The sequence below is a fragment of the Corynebacterium sp. Marseille-Q2823 genome (assembly GCF_903645345.1).
Lineage (GTDB): Bacteria > Actinomycetota > Actinomycetes > Mycobacteriales > Mycobacteriaceae > Corynebacterium > Corynebacterium hiratae.
Window position 1 is genome coordinate 136,263 of sequence record NZ_CAHJXS010000006.1, and the last position, 24,877, is coordinate 161,139.

The 24,877-nt window shown below is 61.2% G+C and carries 21 protein-coding genes, 1 tRNA gene and 1 pseudogene; 15 read left to right on the forward strand and 8 right to left on the reverse strand.

Annotated elements, in window-relative coordinates; translation table 11 throughout:
• Positions 1 to 28: 28 nt before the first annotated feature.
• From HWX44_RS08785 to HWX44_RS13465, 3 genes are read left to right on the forward strand one after another with little or no spacing between them, the layout of a single operon-like run.
• The gene (locus tag HWX44_RS08785) at positions 29 to 934 is read left to right on the forward strand and encodes a DUF418 domain-containing protein (RefSeq protein ID WP_046648860.1); all 906 of its coding nucleotides are present in this window, start codon (positions 29 to 31) and stop codon (positions 932 to 934) included.
• On the forward strand, positions 934 to 2,031 hold the full coding sequence (locus HWX44_RS08790; RefSeq protein WP_175974224.1) for a trypsin-like serine protease: 1,098 nt from the start codon (positions 934 to 936) through the stop codon (positions 2,029 to 2,031). Before HWX44_RS08785 ends, HWX44_RS08790 begins: the two co-directional genes overlap by 1 nt.
• Positions 2,032 to 2,058: 27 nt before the next feature.
• Positions 2,059 to 2,190 carry a hypothetical protein gene (locus HWX44_RS13465; protein ID WP_303049252.1) on the forward strand — a complete coding sequence of 44 codons (132 nt, stop codon included), beginning with the start codon at positions 2,059 to 2,061 and terminating at the stop codon, positions 2,188 to 2,190.
• A gap of 491 nt (positions 2,191 to 2,681) precedes the next feature.
• On the opposite strand, the gene HWX44_RS08795 is transcribed toward HWX44_RS13465, so the two are convergent.
• Positions 2,682 to 3,710 (reverse strand): prephenate dehydrogenase, encoded by a 1,029-nt coding sequence (locus HWX44_RS08795; protein WP_175974226.1) that lies wholly within the window; start codon positions 3,708 to 3,710, stop codon positions 2,682 to 2,684.
• A 39-nt stretch (positions 3,711 to 3,749) separates the two neighbouring features.
• Between HWX44_RS08795 and HWX44_RS08800 the strand changes: the two genes are divergently transcribed.
• From HWX44_RS08800 to HWX44_RS08815, 4 genes are all read left to right on the forward strand, one after another.
• A complete protein-coding gene (locus tag HWX44_RS08800) occupies positions 3,750 to 4,253 on the forward strand; it encodes a tRNA adenosine deaminase-associated protein (RefSeq protein ID WP_046648855.1) in 504 nt (167 codons plus the stop codon).
• A 34-nt stretch (positions 4,254 to 4,287) separates the two neighbouring features.
• A complete protein-coding gene (locus HWX44_RS08805) occupies positions 4,288 to 4,731 on the forward strand; it encodes a nucleoside deaminase (protein WP_070754918.1) in 444 nt (147 codons plus the stop codon).
• Between the two features lie 93 nt (positions 4,732 to 4,824).
• The gene (locus tag HWX44_RS08810; RefSeq protein WP_046648854.1) at positions 4,825 to 5,022 is read left to right on the forward strand and encodes a CsbD family protein; all 198 of its coding nucleotides are present in this window, start codon (positions 4,825 to 4,827) and stop codon (positions 5,020 to 5,022) included.
• A gap of 92 nt (positions 5,023 to 5,114) precedes the next feature.
• A tRNA-Ser gene (locus HWX44_RS08815) sits at positions 5,115 to 5,205 on the forward strand.
• Between the two features lie 106 nt (positions 5,206 to 5,311).
• On the opposite strand, the gene HWX44_RS08820 is transcribed toward HWX44_RS08815, so the two are convergent.
• The 3 genes from HWX44_RS08820 to HWX44_RS08825 all read right to left on the reverse strand — a co-directional run bounded on the left by HWX44_RS08820 (position 5,312) and on the right by HWX44_RS08825 (position 6,131).
• Positions 5,312 to 5,524, reverse strand: a complete 213-nt coding sequence (locus tag HWX44_RS08820) for a hypothetical protein (protein WP_175974228.1) — start codon at positions 5,522 to 5,524, stop codon at positions 5,312 to 5,314.
• Positions 5,525 to 5,601: 77 nt separating this feature from the next.
• Complete coding sequence (locus tag HWX44_RS13470; protein WP_256381183.1) at positions 5,602 to 5,730, reverse strand: hypothetical protein; 129 nt, start codon at positions 5,728 to 5,730, stop codon at positions 5,602 to 5,604.
• A 233-nt stretch (positions 5,731 to 5,963) separates the two neighbouring features.
• Positions 5,964 to 6,131, reverse strand: coding sequence for a hypothetical protein (locus tag HWX44_RS08825; RefSeq protein WP_158010513.1), 168 nt, complete (start codon positions 6,129 to 6,131; stop codon positions 5,964 to 5,966).
• Positions 6,132 to 6,244: 113 nt separating this feature from the next.
• Between HWX44_RS08825 and HWX44_RS08830 the strand changes: the two genes are divergently transcribed.
• The 3 genes from HWX44_RS08830 to tgt all read left to right on the forward strand — a co-directional run bounded on the left by HWX44_RS08830 (position 6,245) and on the right by tgt (position 11,359).
• The gene (locus HWX44_RS08830; protein ID WP_175974230.1) at positions 6,245 to 7,483 is read left to right on the forward strand and encodes an MFS transporter; all 1,239 of its coding nucleotides are present in this window, start codon (positions 6,245 to 6,247) and stop codon (positions 7,481 to 7,483) included.
• Positions 7,484 to 7,636: 153 nt separating this feature from the next.
• Positions 7,637 to 10,069 carry an MMPL family transporter gene (locus HWX44_RS08835; protein WP_175974232.1) on the forward strand — a complete coding sequence of 811 codons (2,433 nt, stop codon included), beginning with the start codon at positions 7,637 to 7,639 and terminating at the stop codon, positions 10,067 to 10,069.
• A gap of 6 nt (positions 10,070 to 10,075) precedes the next feature.
• Positions 10,076 to 11,359, forward strand: a complete 1,284-nt coding sequence (tgt, locus tag HWX44_RS08840; RefSeq protein ID WP_175974234.1) for a tRNA guanosine(34) transglycosylase Tgt — start codon at positions 10,076 to 10,078, stop codon at positions 11,357 to 11,359.
• Here tgt and HWX44_RS08845 read toward each other — a convergent pair.
• The 4 genes from HWX44_RS08845 to HWX44_RS08860 form a co-directional block, all read right to left on the reverse strand.
• On the reverse strand, positions 11,347 to 12,087 hold the full coding sequence (locus HWX44_RS08845) for a sortase (RefSeq protein ID WP_175974236.1): 741 nt from the start codon (positions 12,085 to 12,087) through the stop codon (positions 11,347 to 11,349). The genes tgt and HWX44_RS08845 overlap by 13 nt on opposite strands.
• Positions 12,080 to 12,364: a type II toxin-antitoxin system RelE family toxin gene (locus tag HWX44_RS08850; RefSeq protein ID WP_049157790.1), complete on the reverse strand. Its 285-nt coding sequence runs from the start codon at positions 12,362 to 12,364 to the stop codon at positions 12,080 to 12,082. Before HWX44_RS08850 ends, HWX44_RS08845 begins: the two co-directional genes overlap by 8 nt.
• A 2-nt stretch (positions 12,365 to 12,366) precedes the next feature.
• Positions 12,367 to 12,576 carry a type II toxin-antitoxin system RelB family antitoxin gene (gene relB, locus HWX44_RS08855; RefSeq protein WP_049157792.1) on the reverse strand — a complete coding sequence of 70 codons (210 nt, stop codon included), beginning with the start codon at positions 12,574 to 12,576 and terminating at the stop codon, positions 12,367 to 12,369.
• A 118-nt stretch (positions 12,577 to 12,694) separates the two neighbouring features.
• The gene (locus tag HWX44_RS08860; protein WP_070546933.1) at positions 12,695 to 13,429 is read right to left on the reverse strand and encodes a queuosine precursor transporter; all 735 of its coding nucleotides are present in this window, start codon (positions 13,427 to 13,429) and stop codon (positions 12,695 to 12,697) included.
• Positions 13,430 to 13,864: 435 nt separating this feature from the next.
• On the opposite strand from HWX44_RS08860, the gene HWX44_RS13315 reads away from it, so the two are divergent.
• The 5 genes and pseudogenes from HWX44_RS13315 to HWX44_RS08885 form a co-directional block, all read left to right on the forward strand.
• Positions 13,865 to 14,512 carry a hypothetical protein gene (locus tag HWX44_RS13315; RefSeq protein ID WP_232760836.1) on the forward strand — a complete coding sequence of 216 codons (648 nt, stop codon included), beginning with the start codon at positions 13,865 to 13,867 and terminating at the stop codon, positions 14,510 to 14,512.
• A complete protein-coding gene (locus HWX44_RS08870; protein ID WP_254868151.1) occupies positions 14,512 to 17,493 on the forward strand; it encodes a VWA domain-containing protein in 2,982 nt (993 codons plus the stop codon). The genes HWX44_RS13315 and HWX44_RS08870 overlap by 1 nt, the downstream gene beginning before the upstream one ends.
• Positions 17,494 to 17,563: 70 nt before the next feature.
• Positions 17,564 to 21,232, forward strand: a complete 3,669-nt coding sequence (locus tag HWX44_RS08875; protein WP_175974238.1) for a tubulin-like doman-containing protein — start codon at positions 17,564 to 17,566, stop codon at positions 21,230 to 21,232.
• Positions 21,232 to 24,069 (forward strand): hypothetical protein, encoded by a 2,838-nt coding sequence (locus HWX44_RS08880; RefSeq protein ID WP_175974240.1) that lies wholly within the window; start codon positions 21,232 to 21,234, stop codon positions 24,067 to 24,069. Before HWX44_RS08875 ends, HWX44_RS08880 begins: the two co-directional genes overlap by 1 nt.
• A gap of 23 nt (positions 24,070 to 24,092) precedes the next feature.
• Positions 24,093 to 24,877, forward strand: a pseudogene (locus HWX44_RS08885) (hypothetical protein); the annotation flags it as partial.

The following is a 24,877-nucleotide window of genomic DNA, read 5'->3' on the forward strand; positions in this document are numbered from 1 at the left end:
ACGTTTTCGACTGCAAGGAGATGAATAGGTGTCAGCGCGTGCCCGAATAGTGGGCCTTGATATTGCACGTTCCTTGGCCATCATCGGGATGATTATTCTGCACATGGCCAACCTGGTGTGGAGCGCCAAAGTGGTGCTCTCCGGGCTGCCGGCGGCGGGCTTTGCCATCATTGCAGGTACCACGATGATGATCCTTGCCCGCGATTATTCGCTGCGGGTCTTCCTCAAACTGGTCGCCCGCGGTCTGATAGTCATGCTCATCGGCGTGGCGCTGTTGCCCGTCGGCGGCGAGATTCAGGTTGTCCTCGTCGTGATGGGCGCAGCCATGGCTCTTACCGCTTGGGTGCCGCCGCTCGCCACTGTGTGGAAGGTCCTGCTCTTCGCGCTGGCCACCGCGGGCGCCACGGTGCTCTACGCGCCCTATACCCTCCCGCAGGTCTATCCCCTCGTGGCATTCCTGGCGTACATGGTGGCAGGCATGCTGCTTTACGACGTCTACCTCACCCGCCCCACCCGCATCCAAGCCGTTGTGACCGCGGTGGCCGTCGTCGTTGCCGGCATCGGCCTGTGGCAGCGCTTTAACCCGGATATCCCCAGCTGGCTACGCTTTACCGGGCATACGGGTGTGCTTGGTGAAATCCTTCTCTCCGTGGCAGTCACCGCGGTGGTGTTGCACCTGTGCCTGATTATCGGCCGTCAGTTGCCACGCTTGGCTTTCCCCTTCGCAGCATTGGGCTCGATGTCGTTGACAATCTATATCCTGCACATTCTCACCGCACGCTACTGGCAAGCACACGTCTCGCTGCACAACACCATGGCGGCACTGGGCTTTGTGCTCGCGTTCTTGGTGCTGAGCGCGCTGTGGAAGAAGTTCTGTGGAAAGGGCCCGGCCGAGAGGGTCGTGGCCTGGGCAATCAAGGAGGTGGCTGCGTAATGGTGGCACGAAAGATAACTGCTGTTGTGGCCAGCTCTCTGGTCGTGGGGCTAGGCGCTGCGCCGGCCATGGCCTTGGAATTCGCCCAGCCCGCACTTCACTCGGAGGAAAGCGCTGCCGTGGCTGCGCTGCGTATGGGCAAGATCGGAAACTTCGGCGATTGCACCGGCACACTGGTTGCCGAGCAGGGGGTGCTCACCGCCCGCCACTGCTTGGAGTCCGTCAACAACGAAGGCTCGCAGGCCCGCTTTGGCCAGGGCAAGGACACCCGCGTCTATGACGTGGACTCCTGGGCTGTTTCGCCGACTATCGACGCCGGCCTCATGCACCTGACCGAGCCCGTCAAGGACATCAAACCCGCCAAGCTCGCGGATGAGGTCCCCACCGCCGGCGAGAAAGGCCACTTCTACGGCTGGAGCAGTAGCTCCCGTATGGCCCGCAAAGGCCAGCTGCCGATGGCAGAGATGGAAGTAGGCGAATTGCTATCCGGCGGCACCCCACCGGCCAGCCCAGATGAATCCGGCGAGAAGATGACGCCGGTGGTGCCAGGAGATTCCGGGGCTATGGCTCCTGGTGACATGGCAGTGCCTGCCCCCGGTGGAATGGTCGCTCCCGCCCCTGGTTCGTCCGATGCGCCCCAGGTGATGAAGGGCGGCGACATGCCAGAGATTGCCGTTGGACCTGACGGCGCGGAAAGCATTCCCGCCGGTGAGCTTGGGGGAGTGGGGCCGATGATTGCCGCTGCCATCATGGACGTGAAGTCCCTCAACGGCGAAGGCATGCAGGGCGGCGACTCGGGCGGGCCGTTCTTCGTAGGCGGTCGCCTTGTGGGCGTGGCCACGGCTGGTACGTCGAACGCGGATCCGGATCTGCCTTCCCCAACAGCGGCGATTACGTCCGTGGTCGAAGTTCGCGACTGGATCGAGGACGTCACCAGCGGCCGTGATACCGACGGAGTTCTCAACGCCGATAACTCCCCGGCGCCGCCGGCAACGATGCAGGTCAGCGCGCCCGCAGCTCTGACAGCCGGCGTGACTGGGGTGGTGGGCCTGATCGTGCTAGCCATCGCTTCACGTTTGCTTCGCCGCAGGCGCTGAGCGGGGTAGCAACTAGGCTGTTTCTTCATGAAGGAGAAACTCGTTCCGTGTCTGATTGCCGGTGCCATCCTGTGTGGTGCTGTGGCTGGCCTCCGGCATGCTCTGGATGTTGCCGTGCTAGCGGCGGGCTCCGCTGCTGCTCGGTATCACGCGCGATGAGTCCCAAGCCCGCAAACGTCGCGACGACACCTTCCGCGACTAAGCGTCCCGCACCGCCCCACGCCACCGCACTACGCCGCCCGCCCGCCACCACGCACGCTCCTCCACGGTCGGTCGCTAGATGGCACCCCACAAACCGTCGCCAAATGGCGCCCCACAAAAGACATCCACTAAAAGGCATCTTTGGGGCTGAAAACGCCATCTGCACGCCCCAAAAGGCGTTTTCAGGCGAGACGCCTTTTGACAGATGCCATCTGCAAATGCCATTTGCAAGACGCCTTTTGGAAACTGCCCCATGCCCAGCAGCACGCAAAAGGTTCCACTCAGAAGTCATTAGTCAAAAGGTTCCCTTGGAGGCAAGTAAACCATCTTTAACCAGGTAGAAGGTTCGTTTGGGGGCAAACAAACCTTTTGACTGGAACCATGTGCGCGAACCCGTCGAGAAACCGCCTGCTAGGGCAGAAGGTCAGGCCTAGAAGCCGACCAGCCGGCTAGAAAATCTCGATGCGCCCGCCCAAAGACTCGGTCTGGCGCAGCTGCGCCACCCAGTTCGGCGCACCCGGGTGCAGCCGCAAGACCGGGCGGGAAGAAATCTTCACCGGGGAGACCGATTCCTTCCGAGCACCTGATCGGGCTTCGATGCGGGTGCGGGCGCGGAAGCCAGCGTCGGCAAGCGCGGCGATGGAAGGCTTATCCGAGGCCAGCGATTCGCGCGCATCCGGCAGCAACTCAAGAGCCTCGTCGAGGGCCTGGACCAGTGCCGGTGCATTGGTCTCGCACATCTGGCGAACCAGATCCGGGCGAGTGCCCGCCACGCGGGTGCCGTCCTTGAAGGAGCCGGCCGCCAGGGACTGTGCCAGAATGCCGCCATTATCGCCGACCACCGCGAGGGTCTCCGCCAGCACGTGCGGCAAGTGCGAAATGCGGGCAACCGCGGCATCGTGGTTCGCCACGCGCACCGGAACCGCCTCCGCGTGAACCATCTGGGTCATGCGGACCACGTCCGCAAAAATGTTCTCCCATGCGGCGGGAATGCGCTCGCCGCGGGCCTCGCACTCGGCGGCATAGTCATAGGTGATTACCCAGGCAGCGCGGTTGAATAGCCCGGTGTGGGAGTTCTCCCAGCCGGACTTGGAGGTGCCGGCCATGGGGTGGCCACCCACGTAGCGCGATTCCATGTTGCGCTCCACAATGAGCTGGCGCACCTCGGTCTTGACCGAGACGACATCCGTCAACCCGCAGCTCGGGGCGTGTTCCTGGATGGCGTCGAGGACCGAGGCAACCGCATCCATGGGCACCGCGATGACAATAAGCGCATTGTCCTCCTCGGCGCGCCGCAGGATGGCCGGCAGATCATCGGTGACGTCGTAGCCCTGCTTAATGGCCGTTCGGGCACCAGAAGTGGAGTGGTTATAGCCGTACACGGAATGGTGTGCAGCAGCTAGGTCACGCAGGAGGGAACCTCCAATGAGACCGAGGCCGATAATGCAGACGGGGCGTTGAACATCTTGAGAACTCACGGTGACAATTGTGGCACAACCCGACTAATCTGACGAGGTATGAGCCACGACGATCTGTCCTTTGCCATCACCGTTGCCAGTGCCGAAGGCGGCTGGGTGATTCGCCCTTTCAAGGATGACTTCACCGACGTCAACACCTCCATCAAAGCGGTGCGCAACCTGCGTTCCGAGGGGGCGGCATTCGCGCTGCTGTGCGTGGAGGATGACTATTTCGTCGTCGTGCGCCCGGTGCCGGGGGATGTGCGCATGCTGCTTTCCGACGCCACCTACGCCTCCGAGGACGACTTCGCCGCGGATTTCCTGGACCTGCGCGATCTCGAGATCCCGGATTTAGACGAAGACGAGTGGGAGGACGCCGACCCGTACGGTGACGGCGATTTCGATATCTTCGCGGACCTCGGCCTCGATGAGGACCAGGTGGGCTACATCATCGACAACGATGAGGACTGGCCTTCCGATATGCTCCTGCGCATCGCCGGCGAGCTGGGTTTTGGCGATGAGCTGGAGGATTTCATCGACGGCCTCGACTCGGATGACTCTTAAACCAGCAGCGGGGCTGGTGCGCGCAGAGGCCCGCATGCGCCGCGCCCTGGAGGTTGCGCGCACCACGCCGGCGGGGGATATCCCTGTGGGTGCCGTGCTTTACGACGCCTCCGGCAACGAACTCGCCACCGGCGTTAACCGCCGCGAGCAGCTGAATGACCCCACCGCACACGCAGAGGTGGAAGCCATCCGCCAGGCGGTGCGCGTGCATGGCGATGGTTGGCGTCTGGAGGGCTGCGAGCTGGTTGTCACCCTGGAGCCCTGCGCGATGTGCGCGGGCGCGATTCAGGCTTCCCGGGTGTCTTCGGTGGTCTTCGGGGCCTTTGAGCCGAAGACGGGGGCGTGCGGTTCGCTGGTGGAGGTATTGCGCGCCCCGGGCGCCCTCCACGTTCCCGAGGTACGCGGCGGTGTACTGGAGGGGGAGTGCGCGGAGCTGCTCACGGGCTTCTTCGGGGGTCTGCGCGGCAGCGGCGCTTAGCCCTTGAATTGGTTAGTGGCCCCGGAGCCACCTTCCGATTCGCGTGTAGGCTGGGTGGTCCACGTGAGAGAAGTAGAGAGTAAGGAGAGAATCATGGGTGATTTCGAGAACAAGAAGGACGAGTTCGTCGGCAAGGCTAAGGAAGCCGCTGGCGGTCTGACCGATAACGAGAAGCTGGAGAACGAGGGCAAGGCCGACCAGGTCACCTCTGAGGCCAAGCAGAAGGCTTCCGACGCCGTTGAGGGCGTCAAGGATAAGGCCAACGAGGTTATCGGCAACCTCAAGGACTAATTCATAGCCTTAAATAGCTGAATCGCTGTCCCCGCCGCCTGGCGAGGGCAGCGATTTTGTCGCTCGGGGTTACTCGACGTAATCTGGAACGCGGTGGCGTGTCCGAGCGGCCGAAGGTGATCGCCTCGAAAGCGATTGTTGGGTAACCCCCAACCGCGGGTTCAAATCCCGCCGCCACCGCCACACCCGGCACTCCAGTTTTTAGCTCTGGGGTGCCGGTCTTTTTATGTTTTAGAAGCCGGCCCGCCCCCTCTTGGGCCTTGGGCTTCGACCTGTATGGCGGGCGATATCAAGGGTGGATATCACTGTCTGGGGCAGAAGTGTTTTCTTCGCATTTCTTTGTCCGCAGAATCATGTCGACGATAGCTCCCACGATGGTCGCCGAGAAAAAGAAAACTACCCAGGAGAATGGCGCGGTGAGGTCAATATAGGAGAGCGCTACAAAAGCAATGATTCCTCCCGCTAGTAGACCGATAGAGATGCCCAATAGAATTTTTCCCATTTGCTCCTGTACCTTCTTTTTGTCACACATTTAGACCCCTAACCCCTGAAAAAGTGAGGCATTCAGTAGGCGATGCTTTAGGTATCGCCTTGGCGGGTTTCTTCAATCTGAAGGGCTAGAAGTTCATTTGTTTTTTCTACTTCTTTGACCAAGAAGTGAAGCCGTGCAGCTATGAAAGCTACCAGCAGGATCAGAAAGATTTGCACAGTCATTCCTTAGGGGACAGTGTTCACGTAAACGTACGGTGACCATTGTCCATCTGCTTTGATGCGTCCGCAGAATTGGCTGTTGGACGCTATTTTTTTGAGGCAATCCTAGGCACTCCTCCCTTCGGCGTGCGCAGGAACGGTGCTCAAGGATGTCGTGAGCGTGGACTACGCCGCCACCGCCACATCCGGCACTCCAGCTCTTAGCTCTGGGGTGCCGGTCTTTTTGTGTTTTAGAAGCTGGCCCGGCCTCTATCAACATCTCTTTGGAAATCCAGCGCGGCCTGGCGCGCCTCGGGGTCGTGGTCTTCCGTACGTTTGTGAATCCGTCGGTTCATCATGCCTGCTGGGATGGCAATGAGAAGGATGGCCGCGACGGCAACGATGACGAAAGTGGACATGGGGTCTCCTAGAGCACTTCAGGGGTTAAAACTTTGACTGGACAGGGGGGGATGTATTCTGGCTCTCTATAGCTCAATACTATGAAGTGTAGCACTATAAAATGTTGAGGTTGATGAATAGTCTTTCTTTTAAAGCTACGTTCTCGCTCGTCTTCGCAGCCGCTGTCGTTTCCGGGTTAGGTGACGGCCTCATCCCGATTGCTTTTGCGCTTCAGGCACACCGAGTAGATCCGTCGGGGCGCGGCTTGACGGTGGTGCTTATCGCACTGTGGGCGGGCCGTTTCCTTAGTTCTTTAGTGGTCCGAAAGCTGCCGCCACCTCACCGGCCGGTGACCTGGATTCTGGGTAGTGATGTCGTTCGGATGTTGGCGCAGTGGGGACTCGTGGCGTGGGTGGTGGCTCGCGGCGATTCCATTGCTGCGTTCGCGCTCTCAAGCTGCGTGTACGGTTGTGCCTCGTCATTCTTTGGGCCAGCAAGGTTTAGTCTCTTGTCGCAGCTGTTTTCCGATGAGCAGCGCACCCGCGTCAATGGAACCCTGTCGATGCTCGGTGATGTGCTGTTTATCGCCGGCCCACTCATCGGTACAGCGGCAGTGCTCACCTTGGGATTCAACACGGTATTGCTTATCGACGGCGCCACTTTCCTCGTGGCCATGCTCTTTGTTCTTCCGTTTCTCTCAGTGCGCAGGGAACCAGCAGGCGAAAGCTCTAATGTCGCAGCGGCTGAACCAGAACCGGACAGCGCAGGTTCATCGAGCCCGAACAAGCCTCTTGCGGCCCCAACACTCCCGAGCTGGGTGCGGGTAGGGCTCGGCACTTGGCTGGTCGCGGCAATTGTCAACGGCTTCCTGGGAAGTGCTGGACCTACATGGATTATGAATACTTTCGACGAAAAGTCCTGGGGGTTTATGGCAACTGCGCTTGCGGTCGGTTCGCTGCTTGGCTCAGCCGCAACAATTCTGAAGGCATTAGATCGGGTGCGTTTTAGCACCTTGCAAATCCTGATGCTGATTCTTCTGGCCGGGCAGATCCTGGCTTTGGCATTCTCCTCTGTCTTCGTGCTCATCGCCGCAGTTGCTGCTGCTGCGTCCTTGTTGATGACTGCGGCAGGCATTGCGTGGGATTCTCTCGGGCAGTCTTTGGGGGATGATGGTCTGGTGCACCAGTTCGCAACAAAGGATCAGCTGGTCTTTACCGCCGGTACCCCGCTTGGAATGATTCTTTTCGCGGCGCTTTCTTCTCAGCCTGGTGTTGCGGCGGTTGCCTTGGCAGCTGCGTTGGTGGTTGCAGCTGTTGCGTCGTCCCTGCCTGTGGCGCGTTCGCCGCGAACTGCAGATATGGCTGAGGCGTAGCGGAGATCGCTTAACGCTCGGCCACGTAGTGGTGCCTAGCTGGGCGTGCGATACCGTTAGGGCTTCACAGCCCAACTGGTTAAACTGGTGCACATTCGTGTCCACCACCAAAGCTTCCGCGAGCAATAATCGCGCATGTGAAGGGGAATTTCCGTGGCAAAGCTGCTCTACCACCTAGGCCGCTGGTCTTACATCAACCGATGGAAGGTCATCATCGCCTGGATCTTCATCGTGGCGGCCGCGGGTGGAGCAACCTTGAGCTTGATGAAGCCGATGACCACGGAGTACTCCATCAGCGGCACGCCCGCTATTGATGCCACCCGCCGCGCGGTGGAGCTCTTCCCGGAGAACGGTAATCCGGCCAATGCGCCGTCGGTCAACCTCGTCTTCAAGGCCCCGGAAGGGCAGAAACTCAGCGATCCGCAGAATAAAGAAGCGGTCGCGGATGTGGTGCACCACATTGCTGAAGGCCTTGATATCCCAGAGGGCAGCCAGCAGCGCTGGGGTAACCCGCTCGACGTATCGCCTGCACTGCAGCAGCAAGTCATTGAGCAGTTCACCTCCATGGGTTTACCGGAGGAGACCGCGCGGGCGGATGCTGACAACCTGGCCATGGTCAATGCCGATGAGACCATTGCTTACACCACCTTCGACTTCGACGCGGAAAGCCCCTATTCGGTAGACCCCGCGGATAAAGACGTGGTCCATGAAGCCATGGATCTCGGCCGTGCGGCGGGGCTGGAAGTAGAGGCCGGCGGCGCGGGCTTCGGTGATGAAATCCAGGTCAATTCGATTTCTGAGGTCATCGGCCTGGCCGTGGCGTTTATCGTTCTCATTATTACTTTTGGTTCGCTGGCCTCCGCGGGCATGCCGCTTATCTCCGCGGTCGTGGGCGTGGGCCTGGGTGCGATGGGCGTCATGATCGCGACCCACTGGATGGAGCTCAACAACCTCACCCCGGTGCTGGCCGTCATGATTGGCCTGGCCGTGGGCATCGACTATGCGCTGTTCATCATGTCGCGCTACCGGCAGGAGCGCTCCCGCATGGATGGGCCGGATGCCGCCGGCATGGCCGTTGGCACCGCGGGTTCCTCGGTGGTCTTTGCCGGCGCGACGGTCTTCATCGCGCTCTTCGCGCTGCTCGTGGCGCGCATTAGCTTCCTCACCGCCATGGGCCTGGCCGCTGCGGGAACGGTCTTCATGGCTGTGCTTGTGGCGCTGACCTTGGTGCCCGCGATGCTGGGCCTGCTGGGAGATAAGGCCTTCGCTGGTCGCATACCCGGCGTGGCGGGCAACCCCACCAAGCGCCGCTCGCGCCGCACGAAGCCAACGATGGGTAACCGTTGGGTGCGCACGGTGCAGCGCGTCCCCGGTGTGGTCATGGCGCTGGTGGTGCTCGGCCTCGGAACGTTGACCGCCCCGGTTCTGCACATGGAGCTGGCCCTGCCGGCGGATACCACGTCCAACCCGGATACCACCCAGCGCAAGGCGGCGGACCTCCTGTCCGAGGGCTTCGGCCCCGGCATCAACGGCCCCTTCCTGGTGATTGTGGATGGTGCCAACGCTAATCCGGAATCCGCGGCACTGCAGCCCTATATTCAGGGCCAGGAGGGCGAAGAAGATGAGCAGAAGAAGGCCGCGCTGTCCTCCTTCATCTATTCCGTGCAGCGCCTGAACCAGGTCGGCGGCGTTAAGCACGCCCAGCTGGTGGGCGTGAGCAAAGACATGAAGGCTGCGCAGATTATGGTCAGCCCCACCACAGCGCCGACGGATGAGGCCACGGTTGGCACCGCCTCCGCCTTGCGCACCGCCGGCGCGGAGCTGGAGGATGCCACCGGTGCCGAGATCGGCATGACAGGTCTGACCGCGGTGCAGCTCGATATCACCGAGCGCCTCGAGGAGGCCATGGGGCCATACCTCGCCATCGTGGTGGGGCTGGCCATCTTCCTGCTGCTGGCGGTATTCCGCTCCATCTTGGTGCCGCTGGTCGCGGGCCTGGGCTTCCTGCTTTCCGTCGGCGGAGCCTTCGGCCTGACCGTGCTTGTATGGCAGGACGGCCTCACCGGCCTGGTGCCTGCGCCGGGCCCGTTGATTTCTTTCATGCCCATCTTCCTCATCGGCGTGACCTTCGGCCTAGCCATGGACTACCAGGTCTTCCTGGTCACCCGCATGCGCGAGCATTTCTCCCGTTTCCCGCAGGGCAGTGGTGGGAAGTACAGCAAGTACAACGCCAACGATGAAGCCACCATCGCTGGCTTTACCGCCGGTGCCCGCGTGGTCACCGCCGCGGCCATCATTATGATTGCGGTCTTCGTGGCCTTTATCAGCCAGCCCCTGCCCTTTATCCAGATCTTCGGCTTCGCGCTGGCGGCGGGCGTGCTTTTCGACGCCTTCTTAGTCCGCATGTCGCTTGTCCCCGCCACCATGTTCCTCATGGGGCATACCACGTGGTGGATGCCGAAGTGGCTGGACAAGCTGATCCCGCAGCTGGATATCGAGGGCACCGCACTCGAGGAAGAATGGGAGCGCAAACACGCGGCAGCGTCCCGTGAAGCAGAGGATAAAGCAGCACAGCCCGTAGAATAGTTCCCTATGACTCACCCTAAGCCGCTGCTGGAGACCGATCTTTCTTTCGACGTGAAGAAGGAGCTGGACCTAAGTGGTCCAACGCAACCGGGAAAGCACGGCCGCACCGGTGTTATCCATACCCCGCACGGTGATATCCAAACCCCGGCGTTTATTCCGGTGGCCACCAAGGCAACGGTGAAGACGCTGACCCCGGAGCAGATTCGCCTGACCGGAGCGCAGGCCATCCTGTCCAACGCTTATCACCTTTATCTACAGCCGGGCCATGACATCGTGGACGAGGCCGGTGGTGTGGCTACCTTCGAGAACTGGCATGGGCCGACCTATACCGACTCGGGCGGATTCCAGGTCATGTCACTCGGCGTGGGTTTCAAGAAGGTACTCGCCATGGACGTGGCAGACCTGACGGACTCCGACATCCGTGCGGCCAAGAAGGAGCGCATGGCGCAGGTGGATGAGGACGGTGTGGACTTTAAGTCCTTCATCGATGGTTCCACGCACCGCTTCACTCCGGAGGTCTCCATGCAGATCCAGCATGGCTTGGGTGCGGACATCATGTTCGCCTTCGACGAGCTCACCACGCTCGTAGATACCCGCACCTACCAGGAGGAATCCGTGGAGCGCACGCGCCGCTGGGCGCAGCGCTGCCTGGATGAGCACGACCGACTGACGCTCGCCCGCGGCCCGCAGAAGCCGCGCCAGTCCCTGTGGGGCGTGGTGCAGGGCGCGCAATACGAGGATCTGCGCCGCCAGGCCGCGCGCGGGTTGGTGGAGCTTTCCGATCGCGCCGAGGCCAATGGTCGGCGCGGATTCGGTGGCTTCGGCATCGGTGGCGCGTTGGAGAAGGAGAACCTGGGAACGATTGTGGGCTGGGTGTGCGATGAGTTGCCCGTCGATAAGCCCCGGCACCTGCTGGGTATCTCTGAACCGGATGACATCTTTACCGCCGTTGAGGCTGGTGCCGATACCTTCGACTGCGTGGCACCCACCCGCCTAGCGCGCCGCGGTGGCGTCTACACCCTCGACGGACGTCTCAACCTCACCAATGCGCGCTTCAAGCGCGACTTTGCTGGTGTGGATGAGGAATTCGGCGGTTACGTCTCGGAGAATTACTCCCGCGCCTACATCCACCACCTGCTCAAGGCCAAGGAATTCTTGGCGGGCACGCTGTGCACCATCCACAACCTGGAGTTCATGATCCGCTTGGTGGATAACATCCGGGCGTCGATCGACGGCGGCTATTACGAGGCCTACCGCGATGAATTCCTGGGGCGCTATTACGCCAAGTGACCGGTGACGATGACGTTGTACTCCAAGTCAGTGCTGCCGTCTACCGCACAGGCGATGAGTACGATGCGCCCGGGAACCTCGGTATTCATCAGGTCCGCGTCGCTTCCTAGCTGTTCCTTGCCCACCAGGAAAGCGTTATCGACAATCCACTCGCGCCCGGCACCACCATCAGACGTCATGCGGATGTGGGAGCCGTTGAGGATGGGCGTCGCAAAGCGCTGCACCTGCGCCCCGTCGAGGCCCTCCACGGTGGTGGGGTTGCTCAGGTCCACGTTGGCGGTGACCACCTCGGAGAAGGGGTTGAACACCAGTTTCTGCTGGCCCCAGGCATGGCCCAAGACGTAGGTAGTGCCCTGTTCCGCCGTGGCGGGTGACTCACCCCAGTCTTGCACCCAGCGCACCATGGTCTCCTGTGGCCCAGCGGGGTTGAGGGGCAGGACGAAGGGCATTGAATCGTAGGTCGCGCCCGTGATGGTGGCCGGGCCATCCATCTCAAACGTGCCGGTCAGTGCAGGTGCCGGTCCCTCATTGAGCGGCGGCGGGGCAGGGGTGGTGCTGGGTGCTGCGCTTGACGACGCCTCACTGCTCACCGTCGTCGTTTCCGGTGCCGCGTGGCTCGTCGTTTCAGGCGACGTGGTGGCTTCCTCTGTACCCGAGCATGCCGCAAGGTTAAAGGCTGTGGCCAGGCCAAGGATGGGGAGGAGGGAACCTCGCAGATGCTTATGCATCGTAGATGTCCTTCCGGTGGCCGATAGCGAATACCTCAATCGTTATTTTCTGGTCGTGGATGTACGCCAGAATGCGGTAGGAGCCGACCCGATAGCGCCATTCACCTGAACGGTTTGAAGTCAATCCTTTTCCGAGAGCTCGAGGGTCTTCGCAGCCTTCGAGGTTCTTTTGGATCCACGTCACGATGATTCGCGCATCGAATCGGTCAAACTTCTTTAGCTGTTTGCGGGCTTTCGACGTGAATTCGACGTGATATGAAGTGATTCCCTCCGACATCTTTAGAGATCCTCGAGGACCTCATCAAGGCTAAACCGTTCGCCAGAATCTTCTGCCATTGCTGCGCGCAGTTCCTGAAGGTCGTAGTAGTCTTCGACCCGTTCTAAAAGTGCTGCTCGGGCAAAGTCAGATATCGTCCGGCCCTCAAAGGTAGCTAGATTCCGAACGAGTTCAGCGTCGTTATCATCCATGCGAATTGTCAAAGTAGCCATATTTCCTCCTTAACCATCGTGAATACATTGTATTCATTGGGGCAAGTGAAGGGAAGAGTGAAAAGTCCCCCTCAGCACAGTGCGTGCTAAGGGGGTGAAAGATCGGGGCGGGTCGCTGCTACTTAGACGGCGCTGACGTAGGGGTGTCGGCCTCGTCGATAGGCACGTAGTCCTCGCGGCGCTTGACCCAAGAGATAACCAGCGTGGTCAGTGGAAGCATGATGACCTCGCAGGCGGTCTTCCACAAGAAGCCCACGATGACGTAGTTCAGGAAGCCGCTGAAGGAATCGATACCGATGACAGGCGCTGCGATGGCGCAGAACAGCAGGGTATCGCCGAATTCGCCGACGACGGTGGAAGCAACAAGGCGGGCGATGAGGCCCTTCTCGCCCGAGCGGGCCTTCATCTTCACCAGGGTGAAGGAATTGAGCAGCTGGCCCACGACGTAGCCGACGAGGGAAGCCAGCAGGATCTGCGGAACCAGGCCGAGCGTGGCGGCGAAGGCTTCCTGGCCTTCGTAAAAATCAGCCGCGGGCAGCCAGATTGCAATATAAAAGGAAACTGCGGCTAGAAGCGCCATGGCGAAACCGATGTACACGGCTCGGCGGGTGGACTTGAAGCCATAGCATTCAGAGAGAACGTCGCCCACGATGTAGGCGATGGGGAAGAGGAAGAAGGCGCCATCGGTGATAAGCGGGCCGAGCTGGACGCCCTTCGTGGCGTTGATGTTCGAGATGAGGAAGGTAACGACGAACACCGCGACCAGCCACGGGTACAAAGTGGAATGTACCGGGATGAATCGGATGCTCTCGCCACCCTTTGCGGTGGTTGCGGTTGCCGATTGAGTTGTCATGGAACAGCATCTTTCCACGAAACTGGGGGAAGCAGAAATGAGGAAATTGATTCCCGTCAGGCGGGGAGTGCTCCCATTCCACCTCGTTCCTTAAGAAAGAGCAGTTGAGCTGCACCTTCCTGGGAGGCAGTTCCGGTAGTCCACCCATAAAGATCTGTGAAGTGGGCAGAAAAAACGCTCCTAGTGTGGCATTCTTTTGCTTGCAGTGTTTTCGTGTTCCCTGCACGTTTCCTGTCTACTGTGCCACGGTGCGCTCGAAGAAATTCGGGCGCGTTCGAATTTCGGGCCACTGAAGGGCAGGCCGTGTCAGGGGGCACGGCTACCTTGGTTCTAGTCCTTAAGCCTCCGGCTGGTCTTTTTCGCCTTCTGCGCCTTTCGATGGAGTAGGTAGAGGCTAGTCGGCGGCACAACTTCGCATTAGGGAAGGTCATCGATATGACGTTTGGTTCCCCAGGCTCGTCACCACAGTTCGGCGGGCGCCCGCCACAGGGGGCTCCCCAGCCAGGCACAGGGTCCGGAAACAGTTCTGGCTCTGGGTTTGGCGCGCCCGGTGGACCTGGCGGATTCGGTGGCTTTGGTGCACCGAATCCTGCGCAGAACCCCGTACAGAAGCCTTCCTCGGGTTCTGGGTTTGGCCAAGGCTCCGATTCGGGTACCGGTGGCTCCTTCGGCGCGCCGGGCTCGCCGGATGGCTTCGGCCAGTCCTCCCCGGCGCCGGACTACCGCCGCCAGGTGGCAACACCCACGGGTCCCACGAAGGGACCGTGGCCGCTTCTCATTGCAGCTGGCGTATCTGCGGTCATTGCGCTGATTCTGTTGATTGTCGCCCCGCTCGTGGCGGCCCCTACGCAGGTCTTGTTCTTTGGCCTGGCTATTGGCGGCTGGCTGCTGGCTGGAATCGTGTCCTTCATCCTTTTGGGTATTTATACGCTGAAGAACACGCAGCGCCAGGCTGAGACGTTTTATGTAGAGGACACCACGCAAACCTTGCTGTACCGCCTCATCATGGGCGGGAGCTTTGTCCTTGTTATTGTCGCTGCGGTGGAAATCGCCTTCTACGTAGGAAAGGCGGTTGGCGTCTAATGAAGAAGCTCACTCGTGTACTTGCCCTGTCCGCGGCGATGGCACTCGCCGGATTCGGCGGCAGCCTGGGAGCGGTGGCGCAGGAGGCTCCTCCGGCCCCAGACGCCCCCGCGCCGGAGGCTCCTGCACCAGAGGGATCGGAAGGCCAGCCGGAAGAACAAAACGGGGAGAACCCAGAAGACCACGGCGGAGAGAATCCGCCGCCACAGGAGCACGTTGAGGGAATCGGCTCCGAGTCCGCGCTTTCTGAGGTCTCGCAAAAGAACCTCTCTGATTTTGGCTCCTGCATCGCCAGCGAAAAATCCGCGGACCTGTTGTTCGTTCTTGACCAGTCGGCCTCGCTGGTTGGCTATGAGGGATCGAAGCCGACGGATGCTGATTATTTCCGCGTTGACGCCACGGCGGACATCGTCAAGCAGCTGGCTAACCTCGGGGAGGACAATGGCGCAGACATCAACGTCAAGCTCGCCGGTTTCGGCTCCGAGTACTACAGCGATCCGGCTGACTATGGCGGGTGGACCAATGTCTCCGGCAATGGGGATGCTCTCAAAGGCGAACTGGACAAGTTCCGACAGGAGGACCGTGTTGCGGATCTAGAAACCAACTATGGCGTGGCCTACAAGGGAGCACTCAAGGAACTGGCTTCCCACCAGGGCAGCAGCTGCCGCGCCATCGTGTTCTTTACCGATGGCAAGTACTACACCGATGCCGAGGCTCATGATCTCCAGGGAGCGCAGGACAAGCTCTGTGAGGTTAATTCCTCTGTCACCGCGTTCCGCAACTCCAATATCCGCCTCTTTAACGTGGGCCTCGTGCCGGCTGCAGAAGCACAAGATCAGGTCCGCCAGCTCACCCGCATGGCGGAGGGCGAAGACTGTGGCCAGGGCGCTCCCAACGGTGCTTTCTTCGACGCGGGTGAGGATCCAGCGGCGCTGTTCGCTGCCTTCCGTAACCTCATCCCCACCTCGGGTGGTGTGACCAAGGAGGGAAACCTCAAGGACCAATTCGATTTCGTCCTCGATAACTCCGTGTCCCCAGTGCGATTGTCGGCGGTGCCGAAGAGCTCGGTTGGGGAAGGAGAGCTCATCCCGACTCTGACTGGGCCCGATGGTGAAACCGTTGAGCTCAAGCCTGATACCACTCACGTAGCCGGCGCGAAGGTCTCCGTGACGGAGAACAGCAAGCTACCGGGCATGGTTGATATCGCGATGGAGAAGGACGGCGACCCCTGGGCAGGCGCCTGGACTTTTGGCTACAAGGTGGCTGAAGGGACTGACGGTGAGTACCTCGCGTCCGTCGTTATGGTGCCGGGCCTCAACCTGGACCTCAAGACGGAAGACGGCTCCAAGGTGGAAGGCGGCATCAACTCGGACCAGGTCCTGAAGGGGCAGTTGGTCGATGGCCAGGGCGAGCCACGCACGCTGGAGGGCGAAGGTACCCTCCACGCCGAGTTCGTACCGGAGGACGGCTCCCCGGTTACCCTCGTGGACAATGCGCCCATCACCGATGGGCAGCCAGTCGATATTCCCCTGGACCAGGTGGAAAACGCCGCATCCGGTCAGCTGGTGACGCGCGTGGAGATCACCACCAAGGGCACCGATGAGCGCCCAGGTTCGAAGCTGGATCCCATCAACGCGGAAACGCCGCTGACCGTTACCCCGGTTAATATGCCGACGGTGGGCTCGGCGCAGACGATCACCATGACGGAAAAGGAAATTACCGTCGATGTTCCCGTGACCGGTCCCGGCAAGGTCTGGGTAGCAGACCAGACCGTGGATTCCGCTGACGGCATGCTTCCCGCAGGAGTACCTTCCGTTTCCGTGAGCTCCAAGCACAATTCTGAGGATTCCGCGCTGGAGCTCTCCAAGGATGAGAAGACGACCATCCCGGTGACGGTGAGCGTTGAGGAGATGGCGGATGGCCCGCTGCGCGTGGAGCCGGTGATTAACCTGCAGTCGGCTGAGGATAACCAACAGCTGGAGCTACCGCTGACGCTGCAGGGCTCGATGAGCGCGCCATTGAACAAGTCCGCGTTCGGTCTGTCCTTCGTCCTTGCGGTTGTGCTCGCGCTGCTGATCCCCTTGGGAATTCTGTACTTGATGAAGTGGATTAGCGGCCGCATTCCGGAGAAGCCGCGCATGTTTGCGAAGACCATCCCGGTCAAGCGCGATGGCGCGAACCTCATACGTACCGATAATGGCCGCCCATTTGCGGTGTCCAAGGATGAATTCCAGGGTGCTGTTCCGGTTGAGACCTCTGCACGTTCTGTTCGCCTGGGTGGCAACGACGCCAAGGTAAAGATGGGCCTGAGCCCTTTTACCGCCGCCCACGTGGAGGTTCAGCGCGATGGCACTATCTCCGGTAAGGGCAAGAAGTCCGGCTACCGCGCAGTGCTGCCACTTGCTGTGCAGAACACGTGGTTCTTCGTGGGCAACGTGAAGGACCGCAACTCCGGAGAGATCGTCCTGACTGTCGATACGTTGGCGCAGGCCAGCGCGTACGACGAGATGTCGAAGGAGATCAGCCGCCAGGCCCTGCAGCTCTTCGACCAAGTGGAATTCCCCGCCGAGAAGTCACAGTCGCAGACACCGCCGCAGACACCGCCGCAGACGCCGCCGCAGGCGGGCCAGCCTGGCCCACAGCCGCCGAATGCCCCGCAGAGCGGACCACACCCTGGCCAACCACCTACGCCGCAGCGCGGCCCGCAGAGTGCTCCCCGCAATGGTGCGCAGCAGCAACCGCCGCAGCACGGAGGCTTTGGGCCGTCCCAGCCATCCGGTCCACCGAATCACGGCCAGCCAGGGCCCACAGGCGAGCCAGGGCGCCCCGGCTTTGGCGGTGGCCCCAACGTTGGTGGCGGATCCGGCTTCGGTGGAGGCCCCGGTTTCGGCCAGCCAGGCCAGCAGCGCCCGAACAATCCTGGTAACCCTGGTAACAATGGCGGCTGGCCCCCGAGCCCGGGATTCGGATCCCAGGGCTAAGCCGGTTGAGCATCACACACCAAACCTAATTAGAACAGAAGCGAACCTCCCCTTCGAAAGGTAATTAGAGATGAAGAAGTTCCTCGTCGTCGGTTGCGGTGGCTCCGGCGCCAAGACACTGGCGTTCATGATGGACCAGCTCAAGGCCGAGCTGCGAAGCATCGACCCGGACTTAACCGAGCTGCCCAAGGCTTGGCAGTTCGTCAACATCGACGTGCCGCTCGAAGAGGAAGCCGGCCCGCAAAAGCTGCCGAACGTTACGCAGAACGGTGGCCACTACGTTGGCATTGGTTCGCGCCAGAACTACAACACCTTCGATGAAGGCGTATCCAGCATCCTGGGCCGCTCCGGCAAGCTCGGGGAGATCGCAACGTGGGCCACCCGCAACCCCTCCACCAATGACGTGAAGCTGGCTGACGGTGCCGGCCAGTACCGTGCGATCGGCCGCATGCTGACCCTTCCGCACCTGAAGGAGATTCGCCAGGCCCTCAAGGATGCGGTGGATGAGATGTTCACGCAGGAGGCGATCCAGGAGCTCAACCGCCTTAATTACAAGCAGACCAAGCTGGACTCTGATACCGGCGATTCCCAGCCGGTGGTCCTCGTGGTCTCCTCCATGGCAGGCGGTGCAGGTGCTTCGATGTTCCTCGACGTGTGCCGCGTGCTCACCACCATTCCGAACGTGAACCCGCAGGGCACGCTCGTCTTCATGTACACCCCGGAGATCTTCTCCGATAACAAGGCGGATGACATGGCCGGCGCGTGGCCGAACTCGCTCGCGATGTTCGGTGAAGTCGTCGCCGCACAAATGGGCAACTCCAGCGACCACGACCGCGCCGTCTTTGAGGCCTTCGACATGGGTACCCCGCCGGAGGGCCAGATCTTCAGCCGCATCTTCCCGATCGGCTCCAAGATGGGTACCACCAGCGCCCGCTTCGGTGACGGCTCCGCCATGTCCATCTACCGTGGCCTGGGACGAGCCTTGGCAGGACTGATGGCCTCCACCAAGGCCAGCGATAACTTGGTGTCTTATGCAATGACTAACACTCCGGCCGGTGACGGCGGCCGCCGCTTCTTCGGCTGGGATAGCCCGACGGGTGGAACCCCGTGGGGCCGCCTGCCCTGGGGTTCGCTCGGCTATGCCCAGGTGTCGATGGGCCGCGATCGCTTCGCCGAGTATTCCTCCCAGCGCCTTGCGCGTAGTGCCTTCGAGCGCCTCTTCAACGGGCACCTCGACCCGCAAAACCCCGAGGCCGGCGAGATGCAGATTGCCAAGAAGCTGGAGGAGCGCCTGCCCAATGCCTTCGGCTCCATCACGCTCGATCCTTCTTGGGCGCATGGCGGGCAGATCGACAGCGGCAGCGTGTGGAACTGGCTCAACAGCGTGTTTGGCGGTCAAGCCCAGCAAGCCGCTGATAGCGCCACGAAATACCTGCAGAGCTTCATCCCCGTAGGCCAGGGCCGCAACGTTAACGAATGGCGTGAAGAGTTCGAGGGCAACATGGCGGATCCGCGCAACGAGCAGGCCATCGCATCTGTTCTTAACAATGCCGCCTATGACATCGTCTACCGCTACGCCAACTTCTTCAGCGATAGCGTCCTCGCTGCCGTGGAGGCGGAGCTGGCCGCGGTGGGCGTTCCTTATGTGCGCGAGATGCTCTCCAAGATCACGGACGTTCTCACCAACTCCGACCGCCTCCTGCCGTGCCTGGCTGAGTACTCCGGCTACTACCAAAACACCCGCGTGCTGACGAAGCCGGAAGGCGCGGATCCCATCCTCAGCCCATTGACCGGTAAGGGGCAGATGACGGATCCGACCCCCACCGTCAATGCGCTCATGGGCCTGTACTTCAACCAGTTCTACAGCTACGCCCTCATGGCCATCGCACACCTGCTCAAGGACGTCCTTCAGGATTACGCCGATGAGAACCTCTTCCATCTCAAGCGCGAGCTGGGAGATGCCCATGCGGTGTTGGAGAAGGCCGTGTCGAAGCGCCCGGAAACCAACAAGCTGGCTGATGTCCGCACCGATGAGGTCAACTCGTGGCCGACGGAGTTCGATGAGGTCGTGGAATCCCGCTTCAAGGGCGCGGAGAACGAAATCATGCTGACCGACGTCAACTCCTTCATCTCGGACTATCGGGACCAGATGCTGCGCACCATCCAGGGCCAACAGTCCACCGCGGATGTCACCAACTACGAGCAGGCCTACCCCTTTGCCGTGCGTGCCGTCATCCGCGGCGAATGGGAATCGCTCGATGCGGCCCAGGCGCCGAATGACACGTTGGCGCCGCAGAAGCGCACCAACGATGCCTACTCCAACCGGGCCGGCTGGGTATCCAAGTACCTCTCGCGCCATCCGCAGAATGGCGAAACCCGCGAATCACAGCGTGCGCACTACCGGGCGAAGATTCGCCCGACTGACCTGCTGGAGCGCTCGCGTCAGTGGATTAACCGCCGTGACTACGAGTTCCAGAAGTTCAACTCTGTGGACCTGCGCCGCTACCTCACGCTCACCCCAGACATCAACGAGGTTGAGCACGCGGAGCGTCAGCGTCGCTTCATCGAGGCTTTCCAACTGGCCCTGAGCTATGCCCGCCCGCTGGCTGCGGTCAACGATGAGATGGTCCAGCGCATCCACGGCAAGTCGGTGCAGTACACCTACTCTTTCTCCGATATCCCGTTTGCGGAGCTGGGCTCTGCGGAGACCGGCATTGCCGCTCAGCTGGAGTCAGTGCTGAGCCGCCCTGAGATTGATGGTCCTTCTTCCGTGGCTTTGCGCAATTCGCTCAACATGTCGGACCACGTCCAACACATTGAGATCTTTGGTTCCTACCCGAACTACTCGCCGATCGTCTTCTCCTCCATGTTCAACTACATTGCCAAGGACATTGAGAAGCAGGACAATTTCGACGGCTCCTGGTGGTCTGAGCGCCGCACCCGCCCGTTGCCGGCAGCACTGCCTTTGACGAACACGGAACGCCAGGCCATGGTGGCTGGCTGGATCATCGGGCGTATCACCGGCCGCGTCTACATTTCGAACCCGGATGCTGCCAACGCCGCGGCCCACATTTTCGATGACACAGATGGCGGCGTCAACGATTGGGTGGACTTCCCGAACCCGCTGCTCATCTCACCACGCCGCATGATCAAGAAGTCGGACTGGATGTCCTCGGTGCTGGAATCCATCTTCATCGCCTACGCCAAGGTTCAGGAAACTGGGCGTTATGGTTTCGCCTCCTCGCTGTACCCGTACCAACTGTTGCGTGGGCTTTTCGACGACGGCCTCGACTTCGCCCACTCTGGCGCCTCGACGCACCCCGTGGTGCATCGCCTGGCACAGTTCCTGGCTAACGGTGACGTCCCGAACCGCGGAGTTGTAGGCACTTCTATTCAGGATCGCTACGAAACTTTCGTCAACGAGCTGGACAAGTTTGCTCGCGGCGCAGACCACTTTGTGCCGGGGCACTCCAATGCTCTGCCGGGCCAGGGCCGGAAGGAAAAGCCTTTCGCTGAGATCCGTTCCCGCGAAGTTGCCTCGATAACGCCGTACTACCGTGACTTGGCGCTGGACGTCATCGCGATGGTTCCGGTCATCCGCAACTACCTGGATCAGGCTAAGACGGTGGCGGAGAATCCCGTGGCCCAGCCGGAGCCGCAGGTGCGTAGCTCCGAGTCAGGCTTCGCCCAGCCCACCGCGCCGGAATTCAACCTCAACGACCTGGATGACACCTTCTAATGACGAACGTAATTATCTTTGGACACGGCGCCACCGCGGATGACATCCGCTCCCGCCTGAGCGATCTGCGTGCGGTTGGTCTCCTGCAGAACTTCCTCTGGATCGACTATGCCCACCCCACCAGTGGGGCCGTCGTGCGCTCCTTTACGGAAGAGGGAACGGCGCGCTTGTCGACGCTCGACGAGGCCCTCCGCAGCTTCAGCGGGGACGTCCTCCTCGCCACCATTGACCCGATGGACGCGGAACAACCGCAGGACGTCGACAAGCTCACGGAGTGGGTCAGCGCCGTCGATCAGCGGCTCATCCAGGCCTCCAATCTGCGCGTGCGCCTGCTGCTCTCCGCCCTCCCGCGCGAAAGCGTGGACATCGCCCCGTTGCAGGGCTGGAGCAACCTCGTGCTCTCCCCGGAGGAGGGCGGAACCCCGGCGTCATCGCGCATCCGTCCCATCAAGCGCACCGCGGACGGCTTCGAGTTGGCACAGTTCGCAGCCCCGGCCGTGGCCAGCATTTTCGGTCTGTGGCGCGGCATGCCGGAACCGGCCGTGTTGGATCCGGAGACGCACCGCGTCATCGAAACCGGTGACCGGCAGCGTTTCCGTCTCGTACGCGCTTTTCACCGCACCATCGATGCCAATGACATCGAGGACAAGGTAAAAAAGGCTGTCTTCGATCCCGCCCAGCGCCTGCCGCAGCCGCAGGTCAACAACATTTCGCGCGCCGTGCATTATGCCAACCCGGAGCAGCTCACGGAGCAGTGCGCGCAGATGTTCATCAACCAGGAGATTGCTCCGTTGGTGAGCACCCCGACCGCCTATGAGGAGCTGCAGTCCCACAAGGTCAGCGGCTGGGCAGCACTGAAGGATAACTTGCGTTTGTACTGGTCCACGGTCGTCGGCAAGCCCCAGGATTGGGTTGAGGGCCAGCGCGGTGCGATGAACAAGAACGCGGCTACCTTCCTGCAGAAGATGCTCTACGGCGAGGACTCCAGCGTGGAGGTCGTCTTGGCGGGGCATTCCGGCAAGGGCAGCGGCGCGACGAGCGTCGAAGAGCTGCGCCAAGCCAGCGAGCACACCATGCGGGTCGCCCGGGAGCAGCACTTTTCCCTGGGACAGGAACCGCAGTTGTCGCGCACGTGGGAGGCATACCACGACTATGCACTCGGCTTGGTCGATGGCTCGTGGCGCGAGAGCATCGACACCAAGGGGCTGCGCAATAACCAGGGCAACATGTACATCGTGCAATACGGTGGCCAGTCTGTGCAGGATGTCAGCGCTTCCTTCCAAGGCTTCCACCCGCTGATGACCAGCACGCTGGGCTATACACACGAGTCCCAAGCAACCGTCGCGCCTTTCGATCCGGTAGGCGCCGAGCGTTTTGCCGCTGACATCGAGTACACCAGCCAGCAAACCCGCAACGAGGCGGTGAGCCGCAAGAAGCACGAGTTTGCGTCGTGGCGAGCAAAGAACAGCACCACCTTCGCCTGGAAGGTGGGCCAGGGCCTATGGGAGAAGCTGGGGCATGCCCAGCAGAAGTACCGCGACGCGCACGCCAAAGCACGCGAGCTACAAGAGCTGGCCAATAACTTCCAAGCGCGTGATTTCAACGCGGAAAACAAAGCACTGACCCGGAAGCTGCGCACGATGTGGATCGTGCTCTTCGTGGCGCTTGCTCTCATGACCTACATGGTGGCCGGGCGCTACAATCCAGACTTGCCGCTGGGTGAGTACCTACAGTGGTTCGACTGGCCGTGGTACGTCGTGGGCATCATCCTGGCGGTCGTGCTTTTCCTCGTCTGCTCCTGGGCGGTCTTTACTAAGGCCCAGCGTGAAATCTTTGACTACGTGCAGAGGCGAAAGCTGCTCAACCGCAATCAGGAAATTGCCGCCCAGAATCTGGCAACCTCCTCCGCGGAGATCTCGCGCATCTCTAATGCCTATAACCAGTTCCTGAGCTGGTCGGCGCTGCTGGGCCGTGCGATCTACGCACCTTTCGGCCGCAAGGAGACGTCGAGCGACCGGCTGCGGACACCGCAGTCGGGTCTTCCGGAGAACGCTCGTATTGCCCAGGCCGTGCTCAACCGCGACGATGCTGTGCGCATGACGGATGAAATCCGCTCCTACATCTTCCAGACCGAATGGGCGCACCGTTCGCTTAAGTCGCTGCTCGACGACATGAATAACACCTTCGAGCGCAACCGCACTGGCCACTCGGCCGTGGCGCTCAATGAGATGTGGGGCATGGCTGGACTGGGGTCCAGCACTGCCTTGGATAACCTGTCGCGCAACCTCGATCACGCGTACATGCAGGACCGTGACCTGAAGCAACAGGAATGGCAGAAGGTCATCACGGACCCGCGGATGACCCGCAGCCTGCAGCGCTACCTAAGCCGCGTGACCTTCCGCGAGGAGGGCGGCAGCCGCGTGCAGAGCACCTCCGAGTTCCTCGCCGGAATGAACCAGGAAAAGGGAGCCCTCCAGGCCTTTAGCTCCAACGCACTCACCAGCGCTGGCGGCGCTGAAGGTTATACCGAAATTGATGGCTCCCGCACGCGCATCGTGGAGGTCGACAGCCAGACCGCGCTGACCAGCCAGCTTTCACGTTCTGTGACGGTAGTGCAGTACGGAAAGATTACGGATTTCAAGTACTTGATTCCGGATGCGTCGTCTAGCGCACAGCCCTTTGCTCAGTCCTCGGATCTGTCCTTGGATGAGCTGGATGACACGAATCACATGGACTTTAAGTCGCCGGTGCAGGAGAACAACGAGGGCTCAGCCGCGCGGCCATTCTTTGGTCAGCCGGCAGCCCCGGACCTCTCAGACCTCGACGAAACCTTCTGACGGAACCTCTTTAAGGAACGTTGATGACACACAACCCGAAACCTTCGATTGCGGACGTGCCGCTGAGTGAGCTGAGGACGCTGCACGAGCTCAAGCGCGTGAGCGCCGATGATGTGCGCGACGCCGTATCAGCACCGTTTAGGCAGTTCGCTGAACAGATCGCCGCCACGTTCAACGGCGAAGAGGTAACGCATCCGGAGCTGAGCGCGGAGGCGCGCAACGCTGCGGTGACGCAGGAAGAACGTGCCGCGCGTGAACGTGCCGCGCGTGAACGTGCCGCGCGAGAGCGCGCGGCCCAAGAGCGCGTGGCACGAGAAGAAGCGGCACGAGTGGAGGCAGCCCCGGCATTCCCCCAGCCACAGCAGACACAGAAGGCACAGTCTGTGTCGGCAGGTCCTCGCGACTTCTTCGCTGAGTGGGAAGCACTGCAGGCTGAGGAGGAGCAAAAGACTCAGGTCAACGAAGAGGACTACATCACTATCCCGGGCTTCGGTATCCGGGCGGAGTATCAGTACCGCCAAGAACCAGACTGGGTTCCACCGGGCATCAACTTCGAGGTTGAGGTACCGCTTGAGGCACAGCCGGAACAGGATTCTCAAGAAGAGCCTGGTTATGGCGTGGAACCAGAACCGGTTCCAGAGGACACCGACCAGCGCCATCCGGTGCGCTTGTGGTGGCCCGAGCTGGACCACACGCCGGATGAGGTGGTCTTCTACCGAGTGGTAGCCGATGATTCTGAGATGGTTGCCTCACCCGACGCCGGCGACACCCTCGTCTACACCAAGGGAACCGCCTACCGTGACCACAC